This is a genomic window from Azospirillum ramasamyi (assembly GCF_003233655.1).
In the GTDB taxonomy this organism is placed as follows: Bacteria; Pseudomonadota; Alphaproteobacteria; order Azospirillales; family Azospirillaceae; genus Azospirillum; species Azospirillum ramasamyi.
Genome location: NZ_CP029830.1, coordinates 387,333 through 406,783, shown reverse-complemented (window position 1 = coordinate 406,783; position 19,451 = coordinate 387,333). Strand labels below are relative to the sequence as shown.

At 68.8% G+C, this 19,451-nt stretch carries 14 protein-coding genes; 10 read left to right on the top strand and 4 right to left on the bottom strand.

Going from position 1 to position 19,451, the window contains the following annotated elements; translation table 11 throughout:
• Positions 1–27: 27 nt before the first annotated feature.
• Together DM194_RS28130 and DM194_RS28125 are read right to left on the bottom strand one after the other, a co-directional pair.
• The gene (locus DM194_RS28130) at positions 28–534 is read right to left on the bottom strand and encodes a sorbitol dehydrogenase (protein ID WP_162630045.1); all 507 of its coding nucleotides are present in this window, start codon (positions 532–534) and stop codon (positions 28–30) included.
• A 35-nt stretch (positions 535–569) separates the two neighbouring features.
• On the bottom strand, positions 570–2,012 hold the full coding sequence (locus tag DM194_RS28125) for a cytochrome C (RefSeq protein ID WP_162630044.1): 1,443 nt from the start codon (positions 2,010–2,012) through the stop codon (positions 570–572).
• A gap of 611 nt (positions 2,013–2,623) precedes the next feature.
• Here DM194_RS28125 and DM194_RS14365 point away from each other — a divergent pair.
• From DM194_RS14365 to DM194_RS14350, 4 genes are all read left to right on the top strand, one after another.
• Positions 2,624–4,678, top strand: a complete 2,055-nt coding sequence (locus tag DM194_RS14365) for an AsmA family protein (RefSeq protein WP_111068271.1) — start codon at positions 2,624–2,626, stop codon at positions 4,676–4,678.
• Positions 4,679–4,905: 227 nt separating this feature from the next.
• Complete coding sequence (locus tag DM194_RS14360) at positions 4,906–5,952, top strand: iron ABC transporter substrate-binding protein (protein WP_111068270.1); 1,047 nt, start codon at positions 4,906–4,908, stop codon at positions 5,950–5,952.
• Between the two features lies 1 nt (position 5,953).
• Positions 5,954–6,961: a FecCD family ABC transporter permease gene (locus DM194_RS14355; protein ID WP_111068269.1), complete on the top strand. Its 1,008-nt coding sequence runs from the start codon at positions 5,954–5,956 to the stop codon at positions 6,959–6,961.
• Positions 6,958–7,752, top strand: coding sequence for an ABC transporter ATP-binding protein (locus DM194_RS14350; RefSeq protein ID WP_425457291.1), 795 nt, complete (start codon positions 6,958–6,960; stop codon positions 7,750–7,752). The genes DM194_RS14355 and DM194_RS14350 overlap by 4 nt, the downstream gene beginning before the upstream one ends.
• A 31-nt stretch (positions 7,753–7,783) precedes the next feature.
• On the opposite strand, the gene DM194_RS14345 is transcribed toward DM194_RS14350, so the two are convergent.
• A complete protein-coding gene (locus DM194_RS14345) occupies positions 7,784–8,605 on the bottom strand; it encodes a molybdate ABC transporter substrate-binding protein (RefSeq protein WP_111068268.1) in 822 nt (273 codons plus the stop codon).
• A 151-nt stretch (positions 8,606–8,756) separates the two neighbouring features.
• On the opposite strand from DM194_RS14345, the gene DM194_RS14340 reads away from it, so the two are divergent.
• On the top strand, positions 8,757–10,157 hold the full coding sequence (locus DM194_RS14340; RefSeq protein WP_111068267.1) for a sigma-54-dependent transcriptional regulator: 1,401 nt from the start codon (positions 8,757–8,759) through the stop codon (positions 10,155–10,157).
• Entirely contained in the window at positions 10,145–12,283 is a 2,139-nt protein-coding gene (locus tag DM194_RS14335) for a cache domain-containing protein (RefSeq protein WP_111068266.1), read from the top strand. Before DM194_RS14340 ends, DM194_RS14335 begins: the two co-directional genes overlap by 13 nt.
• A 127-nt stretch (positions 12,284–12,410) precedes the next feature.
• Here DM194_RS14335 and DM194_RS14330 read toward each other — a convergent pair whose 3' ends face one another.
• Positions 12,411–13,343 (bottom strand): formate dehydrogenase accessory protein FdhE, encoded by a 933-nt coding sequence (locus tag DM194_RS14330; RefSeq protein ID WP_111068265.1) that lies wholly within the window; start codon positions 13,341–13,343, stop codon positions 12,411–12,413.
• Between the two features lie 253 nt (positions 13,344–13,596).
• Here DM194_RS14330 and fdnG point away from each other — a divergent pair, with 253 nt between their 5' ends.
• From fdnG to fdhD, 4 genes are all read left to right on the top strand, one after another.
• Positions 13,597–16,659 carry a formate dehydrogenase-N subunit alpha gene (fdnG, locus tag DM194_RS14325; protein WP_111068264.1) on the top strand — a complete coding sequence of 1,021 codons (3,063 nt, stop codon included), beginning with the start codon at positions 13,597–13,599 and terminating at the stop codon, positions 16,657–16,659.
• 4 nt (positions 16,660–16,663) lie between these two features.
• Positions 16,664–17,551 (top strand): formate dehydrogenase subunit beta, encoded by an 888-nt coding sequence (fdxH, locus tag DM194_RS14320; protein WP_111068263.1) that lies wholly within the window; start codon positions 16,664–16,666, stop codon positions 17,549–17,551.
• Positions 17,548–18,168, top strand: a complete 621-nt coding sequence (locus DM194_RS14315) for a formate dehydrogenase subunit gamma (RefSeq protein ID WP_111068262.1) — start codon at positions 17,548–17,550, stop codon at positions 18,166–18,168. Before fdxH ends, DM194_RS14315 begins: the two co-directional genes overlap by 4 nt.
• A 73-nt stretch (positions 18,169–18,241) precedes the next feature.
• Positions 18,242–19,078 (top strand): formate dehydrogenase accessory sulfurtransferase FdhD, encoded by an 837-nt coding sequence (gene fdhD / locus DM194_RS14310; protein ID WP_246024406.1) that lies wholly within the window; start codon positions 18,242–18,244, stop codon positions 19,076–19,078.
• Positions 19,079–19,451: the final 373 nt, after the last annotated feature.

The following is a 19,451-nucleotide window of genomic DNA, read 5'->3' as shown; positions in this document are numbered from 1 at the left end:
ATCCCTGGGCTGGTTCAGGCGGCTGGTTCAGGCGGACGCGGTGCCGGTGAATTGCGCAAGCGCCGGCGGCTGGGTGTTCCAGTAGCCGAACGGGTAGTCGGCGGAACCCATGGCATGTGCCTGCGCCACCTTCCACATCAACCCCTGTGTGTAGGTGTCGGCCGACAGCACGCGCGGCGTCGGCGGCGGGTTGGTGCCGTATAGATCTGCGGTTGCGTACCAGGCACCGCTGTACCAGGCCAGGATGATCGAGCGCGCCATACGGGCGGTGGACGCCTCCTTGGGCTGCATCACCGCGGCGATGACGTCGCCGGGTTTCGCCGACTGCGCGGCCAGCGTGGCGTACTGCGCCAGCAGCGCCGCGAGGGCGTCGGCATCGTCGGCCTTGGCCGCGGCGTAGACCTGATCCTTGAGGTTGTAGGTGTCGAAGGAGGGGGCGATAACGCTCTGCGCGACGCCGGTCAGGATGACCGACAGCGCGACGAAGTTGTCCATGTCCGACACGGCGTCGGACGCGGGGGTGGTGGCGGTCATGAAGGTCGCTCCGGTGTCGATCAGGGGAGACGTGATCAGGGCGCGTGGGCGGCGGGGAAGATCTTCTTCGCGGCCAGCGACAGGATGTAGGTGAAGTCCGAAGGGCGACCCGCGGTGTCTACGGCATTGTTGTGGCAGCCGATGCAGGTGGAGCTGCTCTGCGGCACCGTGCCCTGGGTGTAGGTTTCCATGGTGGTGTTGGCCAGGAACAGCGGGAAGGAATAGCCGGTGGGGCTGGCCTGGTTGTCGGGCTGCGTCGGCCACTGGGTGCCGATCAGCTCGTAGTTGGCCCACACGGTGCCGGCCAGCGGCGCCTGCCATTTGGCGTTGATCGCCTTGTAGGCGTCGGCGAGCGCGATGACGCGGGTTACCTGCGTCTTGTAGCCGCCGGGGAAGGGCTGCACCGCCGGGTTCCATGGCCGCGGCGGCGGCTGGTTGGGCGGACAGTCCTTCGCCGTGCAGGCGGCGTTATAGTAGTTGTAGGGCCCCTTGGCTGTGCCGGCGTCGACCTGCGCCTGCTCGGGCGCATTGCGGGCGTGTTCGAAGGTGGACCAGACCCATTGCGGGAAGCGCTGCACCTTGTTGCCGACATGCAGGCCGACCAGTCCGACGGTCTCGGCGACGCAGCTGTCCTGTTCCGGCGTGGCGCCGGCGGTGTAGACCAGGGCCTTGAGCGTATGGAAGCGGGCAGGGTCGTCGGTCGGTCCCATCACCTTGTAGGCCAGCTTCAGCATCACCGCGCCGTCATAGCCCGGCGCGGTCGCCACCGGCGTGCCCGAGGTGACCGGCCCGGTCTGGAAACTGCCGGGGAAGGTCATGGTCGGTACAGTGCTGTTGGGCGGGGTGACGGTGGGCTTGTAGGCGGCCTGCCCCTCCTTGGTGGTCAGCCGGTTGCCGACGATGAAGTCGTACATCGGCTTGTTGACCAGGATCTGGAAGCGGGTGTAGCGGCCGTTCTGGTCGATCAGCGGACCGGAGTCGAAGGGCTGGGTGGAGGCGGTCAGCAGGTCCGGCGTCTTGCCGACCATCGACAGCAGCGTCCCGGCCGGCAGGCCCTTGCACGCCGCCGGCAGCGGCGGCGCGGATCCCCATGCCGGCGGGTTCGCCGTCATCAGCGCGAAGGCGTCCATCCAGCCCTGCCAGACCGCCGGAGCGTCGCCGCCCGGATCCTTGCCCTTGCCGATCGCGGTGCCGTCGGCCGGCCAGTTGAGCGCGACGAAGCTCTGCCAGGAGAAGGTGTCGAAGCTCTCCTGGATCAGCCCCGGCGTCATGGTGGCCGGCAGGGCCGGGTTCATCTTCTGCGAGGTCGGCGCGTCGCAGGGCATCAGCGGGCTGAGCGCCGCCGGATCGACGAAGGTATTTGCGTTGCAGGTGACGGGCTGGGAATACGGGTCGGGGGCCGCCTGTGCCAGGACGGTGCCGGCGGGCAGCAGGCCCAGGCCGATGGCGCAGAGAACATGTGTCGCGGAATATCGCATGGATGCCTTTCCTCGCTGCGTGCCGAACCTCTCGGCTGAACGGGCGGAATGGGCCTGCTGCAAGTGCGGTGTCGTGTGGTGACTGGAGGCAGCCCGGTTCTCCGCCTTTCTTGGAATTTTCAACGAGGATGTTCTTGATAAGAAAACGGGGTCAATGGAAAATAACACTTAATTTATACTTAACTTTGACTCGCATTGACCTGTAGTGGTGCGTTGAATACAATAGAATTCATATTCTTGTTGAGTGTTCTTGCGTTACAAAGCCCATGCGCCGCCCTGTCGGAGCCCTCCGTGGGCCGCGTTGGCGATGCGTACGAAGCCGAAGGGTCAGCCGAGCCACAACGCCTTGGCCGAGACGATCGACGGCCTCTGCAAGGTCGAGGTTATCCGGTGCCGAGATGCGGATGAGGGATGCCTTCCTATCCCCGATGGGCAGTTGTCCGGCAAAGACGGATGGTCCACCTCGTGCCTATGAACGCTGGCCCTGGGTCGTGACGTAGCCCGAACAGAGCACCGCTCCGGCCCATGGCATAGGGCTGGTCCCGCCGACACCTCCACCGGTCAGCGAAACCGAGGATCCCTTCGACACTGCGGATCCGAAGGGAGGCGGCATGAAAAAGCTCCTGATTGCGATCATCGTGATTGTCGGCATCGTCGCCGTCGCCGTGGCCGCTCTGCCCTTCATCCTGACCGGGAATTTCGCCGCCGAGAAGGTGGCTGCCGCGGTGAAGGAACGCACCGGGCGGGATCTCACGCTTCGGATCAGCTCCTTCTCCCTGTTCCCCGACATCAAGGCCAGGGTGGAATCGGCATCGCTCTCGGATGTGCCGGGCAGCGGACGTCCGGCAATGCTCGAACTCGGGCCGACCGAGATCGAGATGGGCTTGTGGCCGTTGCTGCTGGACCGCACCGTGCAGGTGGACCGTCTGACGGTCGACGGCCTGCGGGCCAACCTCCTGGTCGATGCCGCCGGGCGTCCCAACTGGGAGTTCACCCCGGAGGGTGGCCAGGCGGCAGGTGACGCGCCACAACCGGCATCGGAGGCGGCATCGCAGGAGCCGCTCAACCTTCCCGACATTCAACTCGGCGATGTCCGCCTCGGCGGCGTGCAGGCCACCTACAAGGACGAGGGCACCGGCCAAACCGTGCAGGTCGCCGATGGGGCGCTGGTGGTGAGCATGCCCAACCTGGACACGCCTGCCGAACTCGATGGAAACGCGAAGGTCAACGACCGGGCGCTCGTGCTGAAGGCCAGGGTGGAATCGCCGCGTGCGCTGGCCGAACAGCGGCCGACGACCGTACAGGGGCAGCTCTCGTCCGACCTTATCAATGCCAATCTGGAAGCCGGTCCGGAAGCGGACGGGCGTACCGGCGGGCCGTTGTCCGTGTCGGTCCCGGATCTGCGCGCCATGATGGCCTGGCTGGGCATGCCGAATGCCGGGAGCCTGCCCCTGCGCAGCGTAAACCTGACCGGCAAGGCCACTCTCGGGAACGGCAACGCCCAGCTTGACGGGTTCCAGCTGGCGCTCGACGACATCAAGGCGAACGGCAGCGCTTCGGCCGACTGGTCCGGCCAGATACCGGCCGCAACCTTGCGCGTCGCCGTCGCTCCCGTGGACCTCAACCGGTTCATCCCGCCGGCGGCCTCGCAGCCCGCGTCCCCGTCCGCATCCGCGTCGTCATCCGCCGGATGGAGCGACGAGCCGATCGATGTCTCCGCCTTGCGGCGCATGAACCTGGACGCGGTGATCGAGAGCCAGGGCCTGCAGTTCCGGAACATCAAGCTCGGCCCGAGCCGGACGACGCTCCGCCTGCAGGACGGCATCCTGGCCGCGGATGCGCCGGAGGTTCCCGTCCTGGGCGGACGAACCAGCACCGCGCTGCGGATCGATGCGTCGCGGCAGCCGGCCGGCTATGCGCTGAAGGCGTCCTCGGAGGGCATCCGGGCGGAGCAGGTGCTGGCCACTTTCGCCGGCATGGACCGTCTTCTCGGCACCGTGTCGCTCAATACCGATCTCGCCGCCGCCGGGGCCAGCCAGAAGGCTCTCGTCTCCGGTCTGAACGGAACGACCCGCATCGTCTTTCGGAATGGCGCGCTGCGGGGCATCAACATCGCCGCGATCCTGCGGGATCCGATAGCGGCCGCCACCGGACGGCAGCAGGGCGTCGCCCAGCAAACCGACTTCGCCGAGCTTGGCGCAACCTTCCGCCTCGACCGCGGTGTCGCCCGCACGGGAGATCTGCATATGCTGGCGCCGCTCTTCCGAATGGATGGCGAAGGAACGGTGTCGCTGCCGGATCGGCGGCTCGATTTTCGCCTCAATCCGAAGGCCACCACCACCCTGCAGGGCCAGGGCGGGCAGTTCGACCGCAGCGGCCTGACAATTCCGATCCTCGTCACGGGAACCTTCAGCGACCCTTCCATTCAGCCGGATTTCAGCGGGCTCGCGCTCTCCGCCATCAAGGACCCGGCGAAAGCGGCCGAGGCCGTGCGGCGACTGAAGGAAGGGGGATCTCCGGCGGATATCCTTGGCGGCCTGACGGGGGCGGGCGGCAAGGACGGCGGGTCTTCCGGCGCACCGCCGGCGGCTCCCAAGGCCGGACCTTTGGGCGATGTCCTGAAGGGGCCGCTGGAGCAGGGCGTCAAGGGATTGTTCGGCCGGTGAAAGGCGGTGCGGCACCGGATGGAGGAGAACGGGAGCGGCGGGCGGCGGGAGCCACCGGCGCCGGCGGGCTTTCCCCCAGGCCATTGGCCTATGGACGAAGACGCACCGAACCCCCATCGTCTCGAGCCGACACCTGTCCATCATCCGGAGCGATCATGGTGCCCGGCTGCGCCAAGCCAAGCTGTGCCGAACCAGGCCGTACCAAGCCAATTCGAACTCGACGTCCTGTGCTTGGGTCGAGCTTCGGCTTCCTTCTCGGCATTCTCGCCGCGCTCGGCACGCCGTCCATAGCCGCGGCGGAGGATGCCTTCGTCGATTCTGCCGGGCGCCGGGTTGACCTGCCGCCCCGTGTCGAGCGGGTGTTCCCGGCCGGTCCGCCCGCCTCGGTCGTCGTCTACATGCTGGCGCCCGAAAAGCTGCTGGGCTGGACCCGTGCCATCAGCCCTCCGGAGCGCCCCTTCCTGCCGGAGCGGTTCGCCGATCTGCCGGAGTTGGGGCGGCTGACCGGGCGCGGCAACACCGTCAATCTGGAAGCGGTCGTCGCCGCCCGGCCGGACGTCGTCCTCGACATCGGCAGCACGGCCCCGACCTTCGTGTCGCTCGCCGACCGCGTTCAGGAGCAGACCCGCGTGCCGACCGTGCTGGTCGACGGGCGCCTTGCGGAGTCCGCCGAGACCTTCCGGACCTTTGGCCGGCTGCTCGGCGTGCCGGACCATGGCGAGCGGCTGGCCCGCTACGCCGAGGAAACGCTGGCCGAGGTGCGGCGGCGCATGGAGAGCGTGCCGGCGGACCGACGGCTGAAGGTCTACATGGCGCGGGGGCCGCGCGGGTTGCAGACCGGCATCCGCGGCTCCATCAATGTCGAGGCGCTCGACGTCGCCGGGGTGCGCAACGTCGCCGCCGAGGCGCTCGGTGACGGCGGCATCGTCAACGTCTCCATGGAGCAGGTGCTGGCGTGGCAGCCCGACGCCATCGTCACCATCGACCGCGCCTTCTACGACGCCGTGTGGACCGACCCGCTGTGGCAGGGCGTCAAGGCGGTGCGCGAGCGGCGCGTCTACCTGTCGCCGGGGCTGCCCTTCACCTGGATCGACTCGCCGCCTTCCGCCAACCGGTTGCTTGGGCTGCGCTGGCTCGGCAAGGTGTTGTACCCTGACCTCTTCCCGGAGGATCTGCGCGAGGAGACGCGACGCTTCTATGCCCTCTTCTACCACCGAGAACCGGACGACCGGCAGATCGACGACCTCCTGGCCGGCTCGCGTCCGCCCGGCTGAGATGCCCTTTGCCGTGGTGCTGGGTGCCACCGTGGCCATGCTGCTGGCGACCGTGCTGGTCGCCTTCCATGTCGGCGCCTTCCCGGTGTCTCCGGGTGAGCTTGCGTCGCTCCTGTGGGCGAAGGCGACCGGTGCCGCCCCGGCGGTTCCGAGCGCGGTGGAGACGGTCATCTGGGACATCCGGGGGCCGCGCGTGCTCGCCGCCATGCTGATCGGCGCCGGGCTCGCCGCGTCGGGCGCCGCCTATCAGGGGCTGTTCCGCAACCCGCTGGTTTCGCCGGACATCCTCGGCGTCTCGTCGGGGGCGGCGCTGGGCGCGGTGCTCGGCATCTTCGCCTCGCTGCCGGTGGTCGCCATCCAGGGACTGGCCTTCGGCGGGGGACTTGTGGCGGTGGGGGCGGTCTATGGCCTCGCCTCCGCCGTGCGCGGGCGGGATCCGGTGCTGGTCCTGGTGCTGGGCGGCGTGGTGATCGGCGCCTTGCTGGGGTCGGGCGTCGCCCTGCTCAAGTATCTCGCCGACCCGTACAACCAGCTGCCGGCCATCACCTTCTGGCTGCTCGGCAGCCTGTCGGCGGTCAACCGCGCCGATCTGGCCACGCTGGTGCCGCCGGTGGCGGTGGCCCTGGTGCCGCTGGTGCTGCTGCGCTGGCGCCTGGACGTGATGACGCTGGGCGACGAGGAGGCGACCTCGCTCGGCGTCTCGGTGCGGGTGATCCGCGCCGTGGTCATCGCGGCGGCGACGCTGATGACCGCCGCTGCGGTGTCGGTGGCCGGCATCGTCGGCTGGGTCGGGCTTCTGGTGCCGCACCTCGCCCGGCTGATGGTCGGGCCGGCCTTCGTGCGCCTGCTGCCCACCGCCGTGGTGCTGGGGGCCGCCTATCTGCTGGCGGTGGACACGCTGGCGCGCGGGATCGGCCGGGTCGAGCTGCCGCTGGGGGTGCTGACGGCGGTGATCGGCACGCCGGTGTTCCTCTGGCTGCTGGCCTTCGGCCGCCGGGGCTGGTCGTGAGCGCGCGGCTTGCCGTCGAGGATCTGGCCTTCGGCTATGGCGAGCGGACGGTCGGCGCCGGTGTCGGCTTCGCCGTGGCGGCGGGGGAGGTGCTCTGCCTGCTCGGACCCAACGGCGGCGGCAAGACGACGCTGTTCAAGACGATCCTCGGCCTGCTCCCGCCGCGCGGCGGCCGCATCCGCGTCGATGGCGAGGATGTCGGCGGCTGGAATCCGCGCCGCCGCGCGCTGGCCTTCGGCTATGTGCCGCAGGCCGGCGCCGGTCAGTTCCCCTTCAGCGTGAGCGAGATGGTTCTGATGGGCCGCACCGCTCACCGCGGCCCCTTCGCCGCCCCGTCCGCCGCTGACCATGCCGCCGCCGGGGCGGCGCTGGAGCGTCTCGGCATCCCGCATCTGGCCGGGCGCGACTGGCTCCGCATCAGCGGCGGCGAGCGGCAGCTGGCCTTGATCGCGCGGGCGCTGGCCCAGGCGCCGCGCGTTCTGGTGCTCGACGAACCGACCGCCAGCCTCGATTTCGGCAATCAGCTGCGCGTGCTGGAGCAGGTGCGCCGGCTGGCCGACGAAGGCGGCCTGGCGGTCGTCTTCTCCACCCACCATCCCGAGCAGGCCTTCGCCGTCGCCGACCGCGTGGCCCTGCTGCACGACGGCCGGCTTGCCCGGTTCGGCCCGCCCGTGGAAGTCATCACCCCGGAGATGATGCGCGAGGTGTACGGCGCGGAGGTGGACGTCCTGCCGGTCGGCGATACGGGCATGCGCGTCTGCGTGCCCCGCGGGCTGCACCCGCGGGGCTGACGGCGACGGGGGCCGGTTCAGGGTGGCCGGCTCAGGGGGCTGGGGATTGGAACCCGTGACGGGAAAGGATCGACTGCGCGTCCGGGCCGAGCACGTAATCGACGAAGGCCTGTCCGCGCGCCGCATCGCCCCGCCCGACCGCCGCGATCCCGTATTCGGCGCCGACCGAGAGGGGCTCGGGCACCATGACGATCTTCAGTGCGGGGAATTCCCGGACGGCCAGCCGGGCGTTGGTGCAGTAGGTGAGGAACAGGTCGGCGCTGTCGCGCTGCATAAGCCAGGCGTAGGTGTTGCGCCCTTCCGGCGGCTGTTCGCTCTGCGGCCCGCCGGCCAGCTTCAGCGCCTTGGCGTCGAGAGCCGCCGCACTGCCGGGCCGCAGCGCTTCGGCCTTGCCGAACAGCTCCCAGGTATAATCGCCGGCCGGGTCGCTCTTCGGCGTCGAGGTGCCGAGCCGCACCGCCGGGTCCAGCATGCGGTCGAGAAGCGTGTCGGTGCCGACCGCAAGCTCCGGTTTGGCGAGCGCGCAGAGCGTGTTGCGCGCGAAAGCCCGCACCGGTCCGGTGACGCCGGCCTTCTGCAGCGCCTGCGGGTGCTCCATGTTGGCCGACGCGAACACGTCCGCCGCCTCGCCCTTCTCCAGCCGCTCCTTCAGGAGGCCGGAGGCGCCGAAGGTGCCGGCCATCGCTGTGCCTTGCGCCGCTTCGAACGCCTTGCCGATCTCCGTCATGACCGCCTTCAGGCTGCCGGCCGCGTAGACCTTCACCGGCTCCGCCTGCGCCGTGGCCGTCACTCCCAGCATCGCCATCGCTATTGCCGCTGCCGCCTGGGTCGAGCGGCGAAACCAACGGGTCATTCCTCAGTCCTTCCTATCGTTGTGATGATTCCATCATAGCGATGGGGGCGCTTTTGTCGCTGGGGTAGAGAGCGCAAATTTCTGGAATCGTCATGACCGGTCGATATGATCGAAAAGGCATATCCCTGTCCGCCGAGCGCTGAATCCGAGCATGCCGACCGATCCTCTCCCGCGCGACGAAGATGCCGTCCCATCCGCCGGCGCGAAGGAGGAGTCGGCCCCCGCGCCATCCGTGCTGATCGTTGATGACGAGGAGGGCATCCGCAACTTCCTGTCGCGCAGCCTGGAGCGGCGCGGCTGGCACGTCACCGCGACGGGCAGCGCCGAGGAGGCCGCCCTTCATCTGGAACGGCACTGCGTCGATCTGATCGTCCTCGACATTGCTCTGCCGGGGCGGTCGGGCCTCGACTGGCTGAAGGAGCTGCAGGGGGCGGGATTCGGTGGAGATGTGATTCTGATCACCGCCTTCGCCGACATCGACACCGCGATAGAGGCGCTGCGGGCCGGGGCGGCCGATCTGATCCTGAAGCCGTTTCGCGTGGAGCAGATCGTCAGCGCCATCGGCCGCTGCGTGGAGCGCACCCGCCTTCAACGCGAGAACTTCGTCCTGCGGCGGCAGTTGGCCAAGCGGCGGGGCGCCACCGACGAGATCGTCGGCCGGTCGGCGGCCATCGCCCGCCTGCGGGCGCTCATCGAACGGGTCGCCCCGTCGCCGTCCACCGTGCTGATCGAAGGGGAGTCCGGTGTCGGCAAGGAGTTGGTGGCGCGCGCCCTGCACACCCGTTCGCACCGCGCCGACCGGCCCTTCGTGGCACTGAACTGCGCCGCCGTGTCGGCCGATCTGGTGGAGGCGGAGCTGTTCGGCCATCTGCGCGGCGCCTTCACCGGGGCCAAGGAGGCGCGCAAGGGCCTGTTCTATTATGCCCATGGCGGCACGCTGTTTCTGGACGAGATCGGGGAGCTGCCGCTGGCGCTGCAATCGAAGCTGCTGCGCGTCCTGGAGGAGCGCCGCGTCCGTCCCGTGGGCGGGGAGCAGGAGCTTCCCGTGGACGTGCGCGTGGTGGCGGCAACCAACCGCGACCTGAAGGCGGAGGTTTCCGCCGGCCGCTTCCGGGCGGACCTGTTCTACCGGCTCGCCGTGATGACCCTGCGCGTGCCGCCGCTGCGCGAGCGGGGCGACGACGTGGTGGAACTGGCGCGGCGCTTCATGGGGGTGCTGTCTCTGCGTCTGGGCGTTCCCCCGCTGGACATCGACGCGTCGCTCGAGGCGGCGCTGGTCGCCTACTCCTGGCCGGGCAACGTGCGCGAGTTGCGCAACCTCGTGGAGCGGGCGCTTCTGTTCGGGGAGTTTCCGCTGGAGGATCTGGGGCTGTCGGTGTGCGCTGCCCAGGAGGGCGATGGCGGGGCGGGCGGGCAGACTCTGGCCGAAGTCGAGAAGCGCCACATCCTGGCTGTGCTGGCCGGCTGCGGCGGCAATCGCGCGAGGGCGGCCGCCCTGCTGGGCGTATCGCGCAAGACGCTCGACCGGAAATGGGCCGAATGGGGCGTCTGAGCCGCCTGCGCGCCGCGCTGGACGAGCGCCTGACACCCTTCACGGGATCGGTTCGCCACAAGCTGCTGGCGCTGGTCCTGGCGCCGCTGCTGCTGGGAATGCCGGCGCTGCTGCTGATCGTCTGGTACTGGGGCACCCAGGGCTACAACCAGCTGCTGATCAACAAGGTCAGCGCCGACCTGGGCACCGCGCGGCAGGTGTTCGACCGGGTGCAGGCCACGGTCGGCGACGGGCTGGCGGCGCTTGCCGCGTCGCACCGGCTGGCCCTGGCGCTGGACCGGCGGGAAGTGGACCGGCGGGAAGACGGCGGGCTGGAAGCGCTGCTGGAGGATACCGCGCGCCGGCAGGGGCTCGACTTCCTGCTGCTGCTCGATCCGCAGGGCCGGGTTCGGGCGGGCGCCCGGGCGGCGGATTCCGACCGTTCCGGCTGGGCGGTGGTGCGGTCGGCGCTGGAGGGCGCCGGCACCCATGGGCTGGACGTGCTGTCCCCGGAGCATCTTGCCGCCATCGATCCGTCCCTGCCGGCCCGTGTCCTCATTCCGCTGGTGCCGACCCGCAACGCCGCCTCCACCGGGCGAACCGTGGAGGATCGCGCGCTGACCATCCACGCCGCCGTGCCGCTCTTCGGGCTTGACGGGGATCTGCTCGGCGTCCTGGAGGCAGGCATGCTGCTCAACGGCAGCCAGGCCATCGTGGACCGCATCAACACCGTCGTCTATCAGGAGGCGTCGCTGCCGCTGGGCAGCCAGGGCACCGCCACGCTGTTCCTGAACGACACGCGCATCGCCACCAACGTCCGCCTGTTCGAGGGGGAGCGGGCGCTCGGCACGCGGGCGTCGGCGGCGGTGTACCGCCGGGTGATGGGCGAGGGCAGGGTGTGGCTGGGCTCCGCCTTCGTGGTGGACCACACCTATGTCTCCGGCTACGAGCCGCTGCTCGACACCGCGGGGCGGCGCATCGGAATGCTCTATGTCGGCTTCCTGGAAGCGCCGTTGCAGGACGCGCTCTACCGTGCCATGGCGGGGCTGGTCCTGGCGTTCCTGGTGGTCTCCGCGCTCGGAACCCTGGCCGACCTGCGCTTCGCCCAGGCCATTTTCCGGCCGCTGGAGCGGATGAACCGGGTCATCGCCGCCATCGAGGCGGGCGACGGGACGGCGCGCGCCGGGCCGAGCCGGAGCCGGGACGAACTCGGGCGGCTGTCGCGGGCCTTCGACCAGCTTTTGAACTCCCTGGCGGCCCGCCAACTGGATCTGCAACGGTCGGCCGAAGATCTCGACCGCAAGGTCGCCGAACGCACGGCCGAGCTGGAAAGCGCCAACGCCACGCTCCAGCAGGCCAGCCGCCAGCTGGTGATGAGCGAGAAGCTGGCCGCCATCGGCCAGTTGACCGCCGGGGTCGCCCACGAGATCAACAACCCCGTCGCCGTGATCCAAGGCAATCTGGATCTCCTCCGCGAAGTGCTGGGCGACGCCGCGGCGCCGGTGAAGGACGAAATCCGCCTGATCGACGAGCAGACCCGCCGCATCCAGACCATCATCGCCAAGCTGCTTCAATTCGCCCGGCCGGGCGATTATGCCGGGCAGGCGGAGCCGATCGACGTCAACGCGGTGGTCTTCGACTGCCTGCTGCTGACCCGCCACACCATGGGCCGCCGCCGCATCGCGGTGGAAACCAACCTCGCATCGAAGGTCCGGGTCGAGATCAGCCGGGGCGAATTGCAGCAGGTGCTGGTCAACCTGATGGTCAATGCCGTCCAGGCCATGCCGGACGGCGGCACGCTGACCATCGAGACCAGCGACACGCTGTTCCCGGAGGATGGACCGGGAGACGGCGGGGGAGATTGCAGGGAGGGCGTCACCCTGTCCGTCCATGACACCGGTCACGGGATCGCGCCCGACTGCCTCTGCCGTGTCTTCGATCCCTTCTTCACCACCAAGAAGTCGGAGGGGACGGGGCTGGGCCTGTCGATCAGCTTCGCCATCGTCCAGCGCCAGGGCGGCCACATCACCGTCGAAAGCCGGCCCGGCGTGCGGACCACCTTCACCGTAACGCTGCGCCGGAAAGCCGGGTTCGCCGAGCGGTCCGGCGAACCGGCATCTCCCTCCATCCTGTTCCGCGAGGGCTGATATCATCGAGCGTAAAGTCTGACGCATCGGACTTTACGCTCGCCCTCAGACGGCGGGCGCGGCCGTCCGGCCGCTTGCCTTCGCAGGCATGGGCCTGCGGGGCCGCAGTCGCGGCGCTTACCGCCGGTCAGTCCGCCTGCTCTCCCGCCTGGGCCAGGAAGGGATTGCCGCCGATCCGCCGGAAGCCCTCGTCGCCGACCAGAATATCGAGGGCGAAGGATGCGAGGTCGTCGGCCACCGGGTCCAGGCCGGGGGCCTTTTCCATCAGGAACAGTTTCAGGTAGCTGTTGCAGGTCTCGCAGGTCTCGGCGCGCGCCGGATCGCCGGACCCGCCGCCCGAAGCGTCCCCCGCCTCGATGAGCCGCAGCTCGATGCGGTTGCCCTCCCCGCAGGCCACGCAGGCGCTGCGGACATGGTGCCACGCCGTGTGGCAGAGGCCGCAATGCAGGTAGCGCAGCCCGCCGATCTCCGTCCCGGTGTGGATCGCGCCGGCGACCGGCGCGCCGCCGCAAACCGGGCAGTGGCCGGCCACCGCCGACGCGGCGACCGCACCGGCTTCCAAACCGGCGGCATGGCGGGTCCAGGCGATTTGCAGGGCGGCGACGATGAAGGGTGCGCCGCCGATGTCCTCCTGCCGCGCCTTTCCGGTCAGCAGGCGCGCGGCGGTGGCGTTCAGCGACTCCGTGTCGCCCCAAGGCAAATCCGCCAGCGCGCTCTCCGCCGTCGCCGGCAGCGTGCCGCGCAGCCGGTCCCGCAACCCCTCGAGGTCGGGAAGCCAGCGCGTCCCGGGCGCCGCCGGAGCCTCCACCGGGATCGACGCCAGCGCGTGCTGGGCATCGCTCAGCTGGGACATGAAGGCCAGCCAGGAGGACAGCCGGTGGCCGGCGGCGAGGCTGCGCAGACGCTCGGCGCGATGCCGGAACAGCAGGTCTGCGCGCGGCGGGCGCACGGGGGAGGGCGACCGGCCGGGCTCCAGGCCGGCGGCGGCCATGGCTTCGGCCATCGCCGCGCTGATGGTTGCGGAGGTGTCGGCGGCGGGAGCGTGGCGGTGCTGGGACATCGGAGGCCGTCATTCGTGAGGTTGCATACACCGCCTGCTGCAAAATCCGTACAAGTCGCCGGGAACGGCCTTTTGCGGGGCCGGCCGGCGATGGACCCAACCCCGGTCTGGACATTCTGTCCCTCCGCCCCGGACAGAATGTCCCTAAGCCTTATGTGGCATTGTCAGAAAACCACAGGATTTGAAGGCTTTTCCACGCTGGCACGGAACATGCCTTGGGGGCGGCCGGAACACCGCTCACCGGGGAGGAACCATGCAGGTCAGTCGGCGGCAATTCATGAAGGTAACGGCTGGGGGGATCGCCGCCTCCAGCGTTGCGGCGCTGGGGTTCCTGCCGGCCGCCGCGCTGGCGGAGGTGAGGCAGTTCAAGCTGGCCCGCGCCAAGGAGATCCGCAACACCTGTCCCTACTGCTCGGTCGGCTGCGGCCTGCTGATGTACAGCCTGGGCGACGGCGCCAAGAACGCGAAGGCGGAGATCGTCCACATCGAGGGCGATCCCGACCATCCGGTCAGCCGCGGCTCGCTCTGCCCCAAGGGCGCCGGCCTGCTGGACTTCGTCCACAGCCCCAACCGCCTCAAATACCCGGAGGTGCGCGAGGCCGGCAGCAGCGAATGGACGCGCATCTCGTGGCATGAGGCGGTGGAGCGCATCGCCCGCCACATGAAGGACGACCGCGACGCCAACATCGTCGTCAGGAACGAGCAGGGCGTGCCGGTGAACCGCTGGGTGTCGACGGCGATGCTGACCGCCTCGGCCTCGTCGAACGAGACGGGCATCCTGACGCAGAAGTTCATGCGCTCGCTCGGCATCGTCGGCACCGACGCGCAGGCCCGCGTCTGCCACGGCCCGACCGTGTCGGCGCTGGCCGCCACCTTCGGGCGCGGCGCCATGACCAACACCTGGGTGGACATCTCCAACGCCGACTTCATCCTGATCATGGGCGGCAACCCGGCGGAGGCGCACCCGGTCGGCTTCAAGTGGGCGATCGAGGCGAAGAAGAAGGGCGCCCGGATCGTCGTGGTCGATCCGCGCTTCAACCGGTCCGCCGCCGTGGCCGACGAATACGTCCCGATCCGCGCCGGCTCCGACATCGTGTTCCTGGGCGGCGTCATCAACTGGCTGATCGCCAACGACAAGATCCAGTGGGAGTATGTGAAGGCGTTCACCAACGCCTCCTACATCGTCGACGATGGCTTCGACTTCGAGGACGGCCTGTTCTCCGGCTTCGATCCGGCCAAGGGGCAGTACGACCGCAAGAGCTGGAACTACGCGTTCGACGAGGCCGGCAACGCCAGGACCGACCCGACGCTCCAGCATCCGCGCTGCGTGTGGAACCTGATGAAGGCCCATTACGCGCGCTACACGCCCGAGGTCGTCGCCGACCTGACCGGCAGCCCGAAGGACGGCTTTCTGACGGTCTGCCGCTATCTGGGCGAAACCTCGGCGCGCGACAAGGTCGGCACGATCCTCTACGCGCTGGGCTGGACGCAGCACACGGTCGGCGCCCAGAACATCCGCACCATGGCGATGATCCAGCTGCTGCTGGGCAACATCGGCATGCCCGGCGGCGGCGTCAACGCGCTGCGCGGACATTCCAACATCCAGGGCCTGTCCGACCTCGGCCTGCTGTCCACCAGCCTGCCCGGCTATCTGACGCTGCCGAACGAAAAGGCGCACCCGACCTTCGCCGACTACGTCGCCAGGACGACGCCGAAGGCGCAGCAGCCCGGCCAGCTGAACTTCTGGAGCAACACGCCGAAGTTCTTCGTCAGCCTGATGAAGTGGTTCTGGGGCGATGCCGCCACCAGGGAGAACGACTGGGGCTATGACTGGATCCCCAAGTGGGACAAGATGTACGACGTGCTCCAGGTCATGGACCTGATGCACAACGGCAAGGTCAACGGCCTGATCGTCCAGGGCTTCAACCCGCTGACCTCCTTCCCCGACGCGCGCAAGACCGCCGCCTGCTTCTCCAAGCTGAAATACATGGTGGTGATCGACCCGATCGCCACCGAGACGGCATCCTTCTGGCGCAACCACCGCGAGATCAACGACGTCGACACCGCGAGCATCAAGACCGAGGTGTTCCGCCTGCCGTCGACCTGCTTCGCCGAGGAGGACGGCGCCATCGTCAATTCGGCGCGCTGGCTGCAATGGCACTACAAGGGCGCCAACCCGCCGGGCGAGGCCAAGACCGACCAGGAGATCATCGCCGAGCTGTTCGTCGCGCTGCGCGACCTCTACCGGCGGGAAGGCGGCAAGGCGCCGGAGCCGGTCCTGAACCTGTCCTGGCCTTACAGGAACCCGCTCGAGCCGACGCCGGAGGAGCTGGCGAAGGAGCTGAACGGCCGGGCGCTGGCAGACATCCCCGATCCGAAGGATCCGACGAAGTTCCTGGCACGCAAGGGCGAGCAGCTTCCGGGCTTCGCGCTGCTGCAGGACGACGGCTCCACCCTGTCGGCCTGCTGGATCTTCGCCGGCTGCTGGACCCAGGCGGGCAACCAGATGGCGCGGCGCGACAACTCCGACTCCGGTCTCGGCAACACGCCGGGCTGGGCCTGGGCGTGGCCGGCCAACCGCCGCATCATCTACAACCGCGCCTCCTGCGACCCGGCGGGCAAGCCGTGGGATCCGAAGCGCACGCTGATCGCCTGGAACGGCGAGCGGTGGGCGGGCGCCGACGTGCCCGACTTCAAGATCGACGCGGCGCCGGGCAGCGGCATGAATCCCTTCATCATGAACCCGGAGGGCGTCGGCCGGCTGTTCGCCACCGACAAGCTGGTGGACGGCCCGTTCCCCGAGCATTACGAGCCGATGGAAAGCCCGCTGGGCACCAACCCGCTGCACCCGAAGGTGGTCACCAGCCCGGCGGTGCGCATCTTCGCCGCCGACAAGGCGCGGCTCGGCACCCACGACCAGTTCCCCTATGTCGGTACGACCTACCGTCTGACCGAGCATTTCCAGTTCTGGACCAAGAGCGTGGCGCTGAACGCCATCGCCCAGCCCGAGCAGTTCGTGGAGATCGGCGAGACGCTGGCCGGCGAGAAGGGCATCCGGACCGGCGACACGGTCAAGGTCAGCTCCAAGCGCGGCTTCATCAAGGCGAAGGCGGTCGTCACCAAGCGCGTCAAGGCGCTGACGGTGAGCGGCAAGACCGTCCACCAGATCGGCATTCCCCTGCATTGGGGATGGGAGACGGTGGCGCGCAAGGGCTACCTGTCCAACACGCTGCCGCCGGCCGTGGGCGACTGCAACACACAGACGCCCGAATACAAGGCGTTCCTCGTGAACGTCGAAAAGATCGTGGGAGCGTGACGCCATGACCATGCCATCCCTGGACATCCAGCGCCGCTCGGCCAGCCCGACGGCGGCGCCCGAGGCCCGGAACCCGGCCGAGATCGCCCAGCTCATCGACGTATCGGTCTGCATCGGCTGCAAGGCCTGTCAGGTCGCCTGTTCCGAATGGAACGAGCTGCGCGCCGAGGTCGGCACCTGCGTCGGCGTCTACGACAACCCGACCGACCTGTCGTCGCAGGCCTGGACCGTCATGCGCTTCGCCGAGGTGGAGGAGAACGGCAAGCTGGAGTGGCTGATCCGCAAGGACGGCTGCATGCACTGCGCCGAGCCCGGCTGCCTCAAGGCCTGCCCGTCGCCCGGCGCCATCGTCCAGCACAAGAACGGCATCGTCGACTACAACCAGGAGCATTGCATCGGCTGCGGCTACTGCGTCTCCGGCTGTCCGTTCAACGTGCCGCGCCTCAGCCCGACGGACGGCAAGGCATACAAGTGCAACATGTGCTCGGACCGCGTGGCGGTCGGGCTGGAGCCGGCCTGCGTCAAGACCTGCCCGACCGGCGCGATCCAGTTCGGTTCCAAGGAGGACATGAAGGAGGTCGCCGCCACCCGCATCGCCGATCTCCAGAGCCGCGGCTACACGAACGCCGGCCTCTACGACCCGCCGGGGGTGGGAGGCACGCACACGATGTACGTGCTGCACCACGCCGACAAGCCCGAGCAGTATTCCGGCCTGCCCAACGACCCGTCGATCAGCACGGCGGTGAGCCTGTGGAAGGGCGCCCTGAAGCCGTTCGCGACGGTCGGCATCGCCGCCGCCGGCCTGTTCGGCTTCTTCCATTACATCACCGTCGGACCCAACCGGGCCGATGACGAGTCCCACGAGGACGCCCGCGAGGAGGACCGGTCATGAAGGAAAAGTTGATTCGGCGCTACAGCGCCGCCGAGCGGATCAACCACTGGATCGTCGCGGTCTGCTTCGTGCTGCTGGCGATTTCCGGGCTGGCCTTCTTCTACCCGGCCTTCTTCTGGCTGACCGGCGTGTTCGGCACGCCGGAACTGGCGCGCATCACCCACCCCTTCGTCGGCGTGGTCATGTTCGTCGCCTTCGCCCGCCAGTTCTTCCGCTACTGGCACCACAACCTGCTGAACCGCGAGGACGTCAAATGGATGGTCGCGGTGAAGGAGGTGATGAAGGGCAACGAGGTCGGCGACATCGGCCGTTACAACGGCGGCCAGAAGGCCATGTTCTGGGTGATGGTGCTGTGCATGGCGGCGCTGCTGGGCTCGGGCGTGATCGCATGGCGGCCCTACTTCGCGGCCTCCTTCCCGATCCCGGTGATCCGCATCGCCCTGCTGGTCCACGCGACCAGCGCCGTGGTGCTGATCTCCTCGATCATCGTCCACGTCTATGCGGCGCTGTGGGTCCAGGGCACGATCCGCGCCATGGTCGAGGGGGTTGTCACCCATGCCTGGGCGAAGAAGCACCATCCGCGCTGGTACCGCGAGACGACCGGCAAGAAAGCCTGAGCCCAAGACCGATTGTCCCATAGCGGCCGCGCCGGTCCCGACCCGCCGGGCCGGCGCGGCCAAGGAGACCGACATGCCGCTCGACATGCTGTCCAGCCGTTCGGACGGGCCTGCCTTTCCGACCGTCCACCGCACCGCCGTCCTGCGCCTGGAGCAGGGGAGGGCGGAAGCCTGCGTCGACCATGTGATCGAGGAGGTTCCGGTGGCGCTGGTCTACAACCGCATCTCCCATGCGGTGATGCTGGCCTCGCCCGAGACTCTGGACGATCTGGGGCTGGGCTTCAGCCTGTCGGAAGGCATCCTGGCCGGCCCCGACGAGCTGTTCGACATCGCCGTGAAGGAGGGCTGCGACGGGCTGGAGGTCCATATGGAGATTCCGCTGGAACGCTTCACGGCCCTGAAGGACCGCCGCCGCAGCATGACCGCCCGCACCGGCTGCGGCCTGTGCGGGGTGGAGAAGCTGGAGGCGGTGGCGCGGGTCAAGGGCAGGGTGACGCGCGGCGCGCCGGTGCCGGCCGCCGTGGTGGCCCGCGCGCTCGCCGATTTCGCCGAACACCAGCACCTGCATCGCCTGACGGGCGCCGTTCACGGCGTCGCCTGGGTCGATCGGGCGGGCATCATCAAGGCGATCCGCGAAGACGTGGGCCGGCACAACGCGCTCGACAAGCTGATCGGCTGGATGGCCCGCAGCGGAGCGGACCCCACCGATGGATTCGTCCTGACCTCCAGCCGGGCCAGCTTCGAAATGGTCCAGAAGGCGGCGGTCGCCGGGATCGGCTGTCTCGTGGCGATCTCCGCCCCGACCGCTCTTGCGGTCCGGTTGGCCGAAGGCTGCGGCCTGACCTTGGCGGGCTTCGCGCGCGACCAGCGTGTTGTGGTCTACAGCCATCCCGGCCATTTCGTCGTGTGACGGATAGCGAGCGGATCGATATCGCCCACTGCGGTTGCCGGTTCGGACCGTGACAGGCGGCAACCTCAAGTCTCGCCGCGTGCCGTCCGTTTCGGTCGGGCAGGGGGAAAGATTTGAACCGGGCATCGACGCCGCCGGTTACGAACAGCGCAGCACCGGCGCTGGAATTGGCCTTCAGCCGTCCGGCGTTCCCGCTCTCCCAAACGGGCATCGCCTTTAATTGCGCATCAATATAGGATTGATTCGCTCCCATTTCGGGGGTGCTGATTCACTATAATTTACATGTATCCATCCGGTATAGCGCGGCCTTTCAGGCTCGTCTTTCTCTTGAAGGGTTTTTCATATGATCTACTCTCCCAGATGCGATTAACCA

Coding starts and splice junctions, on each gene's coding strand:
- DM194_RS14315 (WP_111068262.1), top strand. CDS start 17,548: ATGAAGGAAAAGTTGATTCGGCGCTACAGCGCCGCCGAGCGGATCAAC.
- DM194_RS14335 (WP_111068266.1), top strand. CDS start 10,145: ATGGGGCGTCTGAGCCGCCTGCGCGCCGCGCTGGACGAGCGCCTGACA.
- DM194_RS14330 (WP_111068265.1), bottom strand. CDS start 13,343: ATGTCCCAGCACCGCCACGCTCCCGCCGCCGACACCTCCGCAACCATC.
- fdhD (WP_246024406.1), top strand. CDS start 18,242: ATGCCGCTCGACATGCTGTCCAGCCGTTCGGACGGGCCTGCCTTTCCG.
- DM194_RS28125 (WP_162630044.1), bottom strand. CDS start 2,012: ATGCGATATTCCGCGACACATGTTCTCTGCGCCATCGGCCTGGGCCTG.
- DM194_RS14345 (WP_111068268.1), bottom strand. CDS start 8,605: ATGACCCGTTGGTTTCGCCGCTCGACCCAGGCGGCAGCGGCAATAGCG.
- DM194_RS28130 (WP_162630045.1), bottom strand. CDS start 534: ATGACCGCCACCACCCCCGCGTCCGACGCCGTGTCGGACATGGACAAC.
- DM194_RS14340 (WP_111068267.1), top strand. CDS start 8,757: ATGCCGACCGATCCTCTCCCGCGCGACGAAGATGCCGTCCCATCCGCC.
- DM194_RS14355 (WP_111068269.1), top strand. CDS start 5,954: ATGCCCTTTGCCGTGGTGCTGGGTGCCACCGTGGCCATGCTGCTGGCG.
- fdnG (WP_111068264.1), top strand. CDS start 13,597: ATGCAGGTCAGTCGGCGGCAATTCATGAAGGTAACGGCTGGGGGGATC.
- fdxH (WP_111068263.1), top strand. CDS start 16,664: ATGACCATGCCATCCCTGGACATCCAGCGCCGCTCGGCCAGCCCGACG.
- DM194_RS14365 (WP_111068271.1), top strand. CDS start 2,624: ATGAAAAAGCTCCTGATTGCGATCATCGTGATTGTCGGCATCGTCGCC.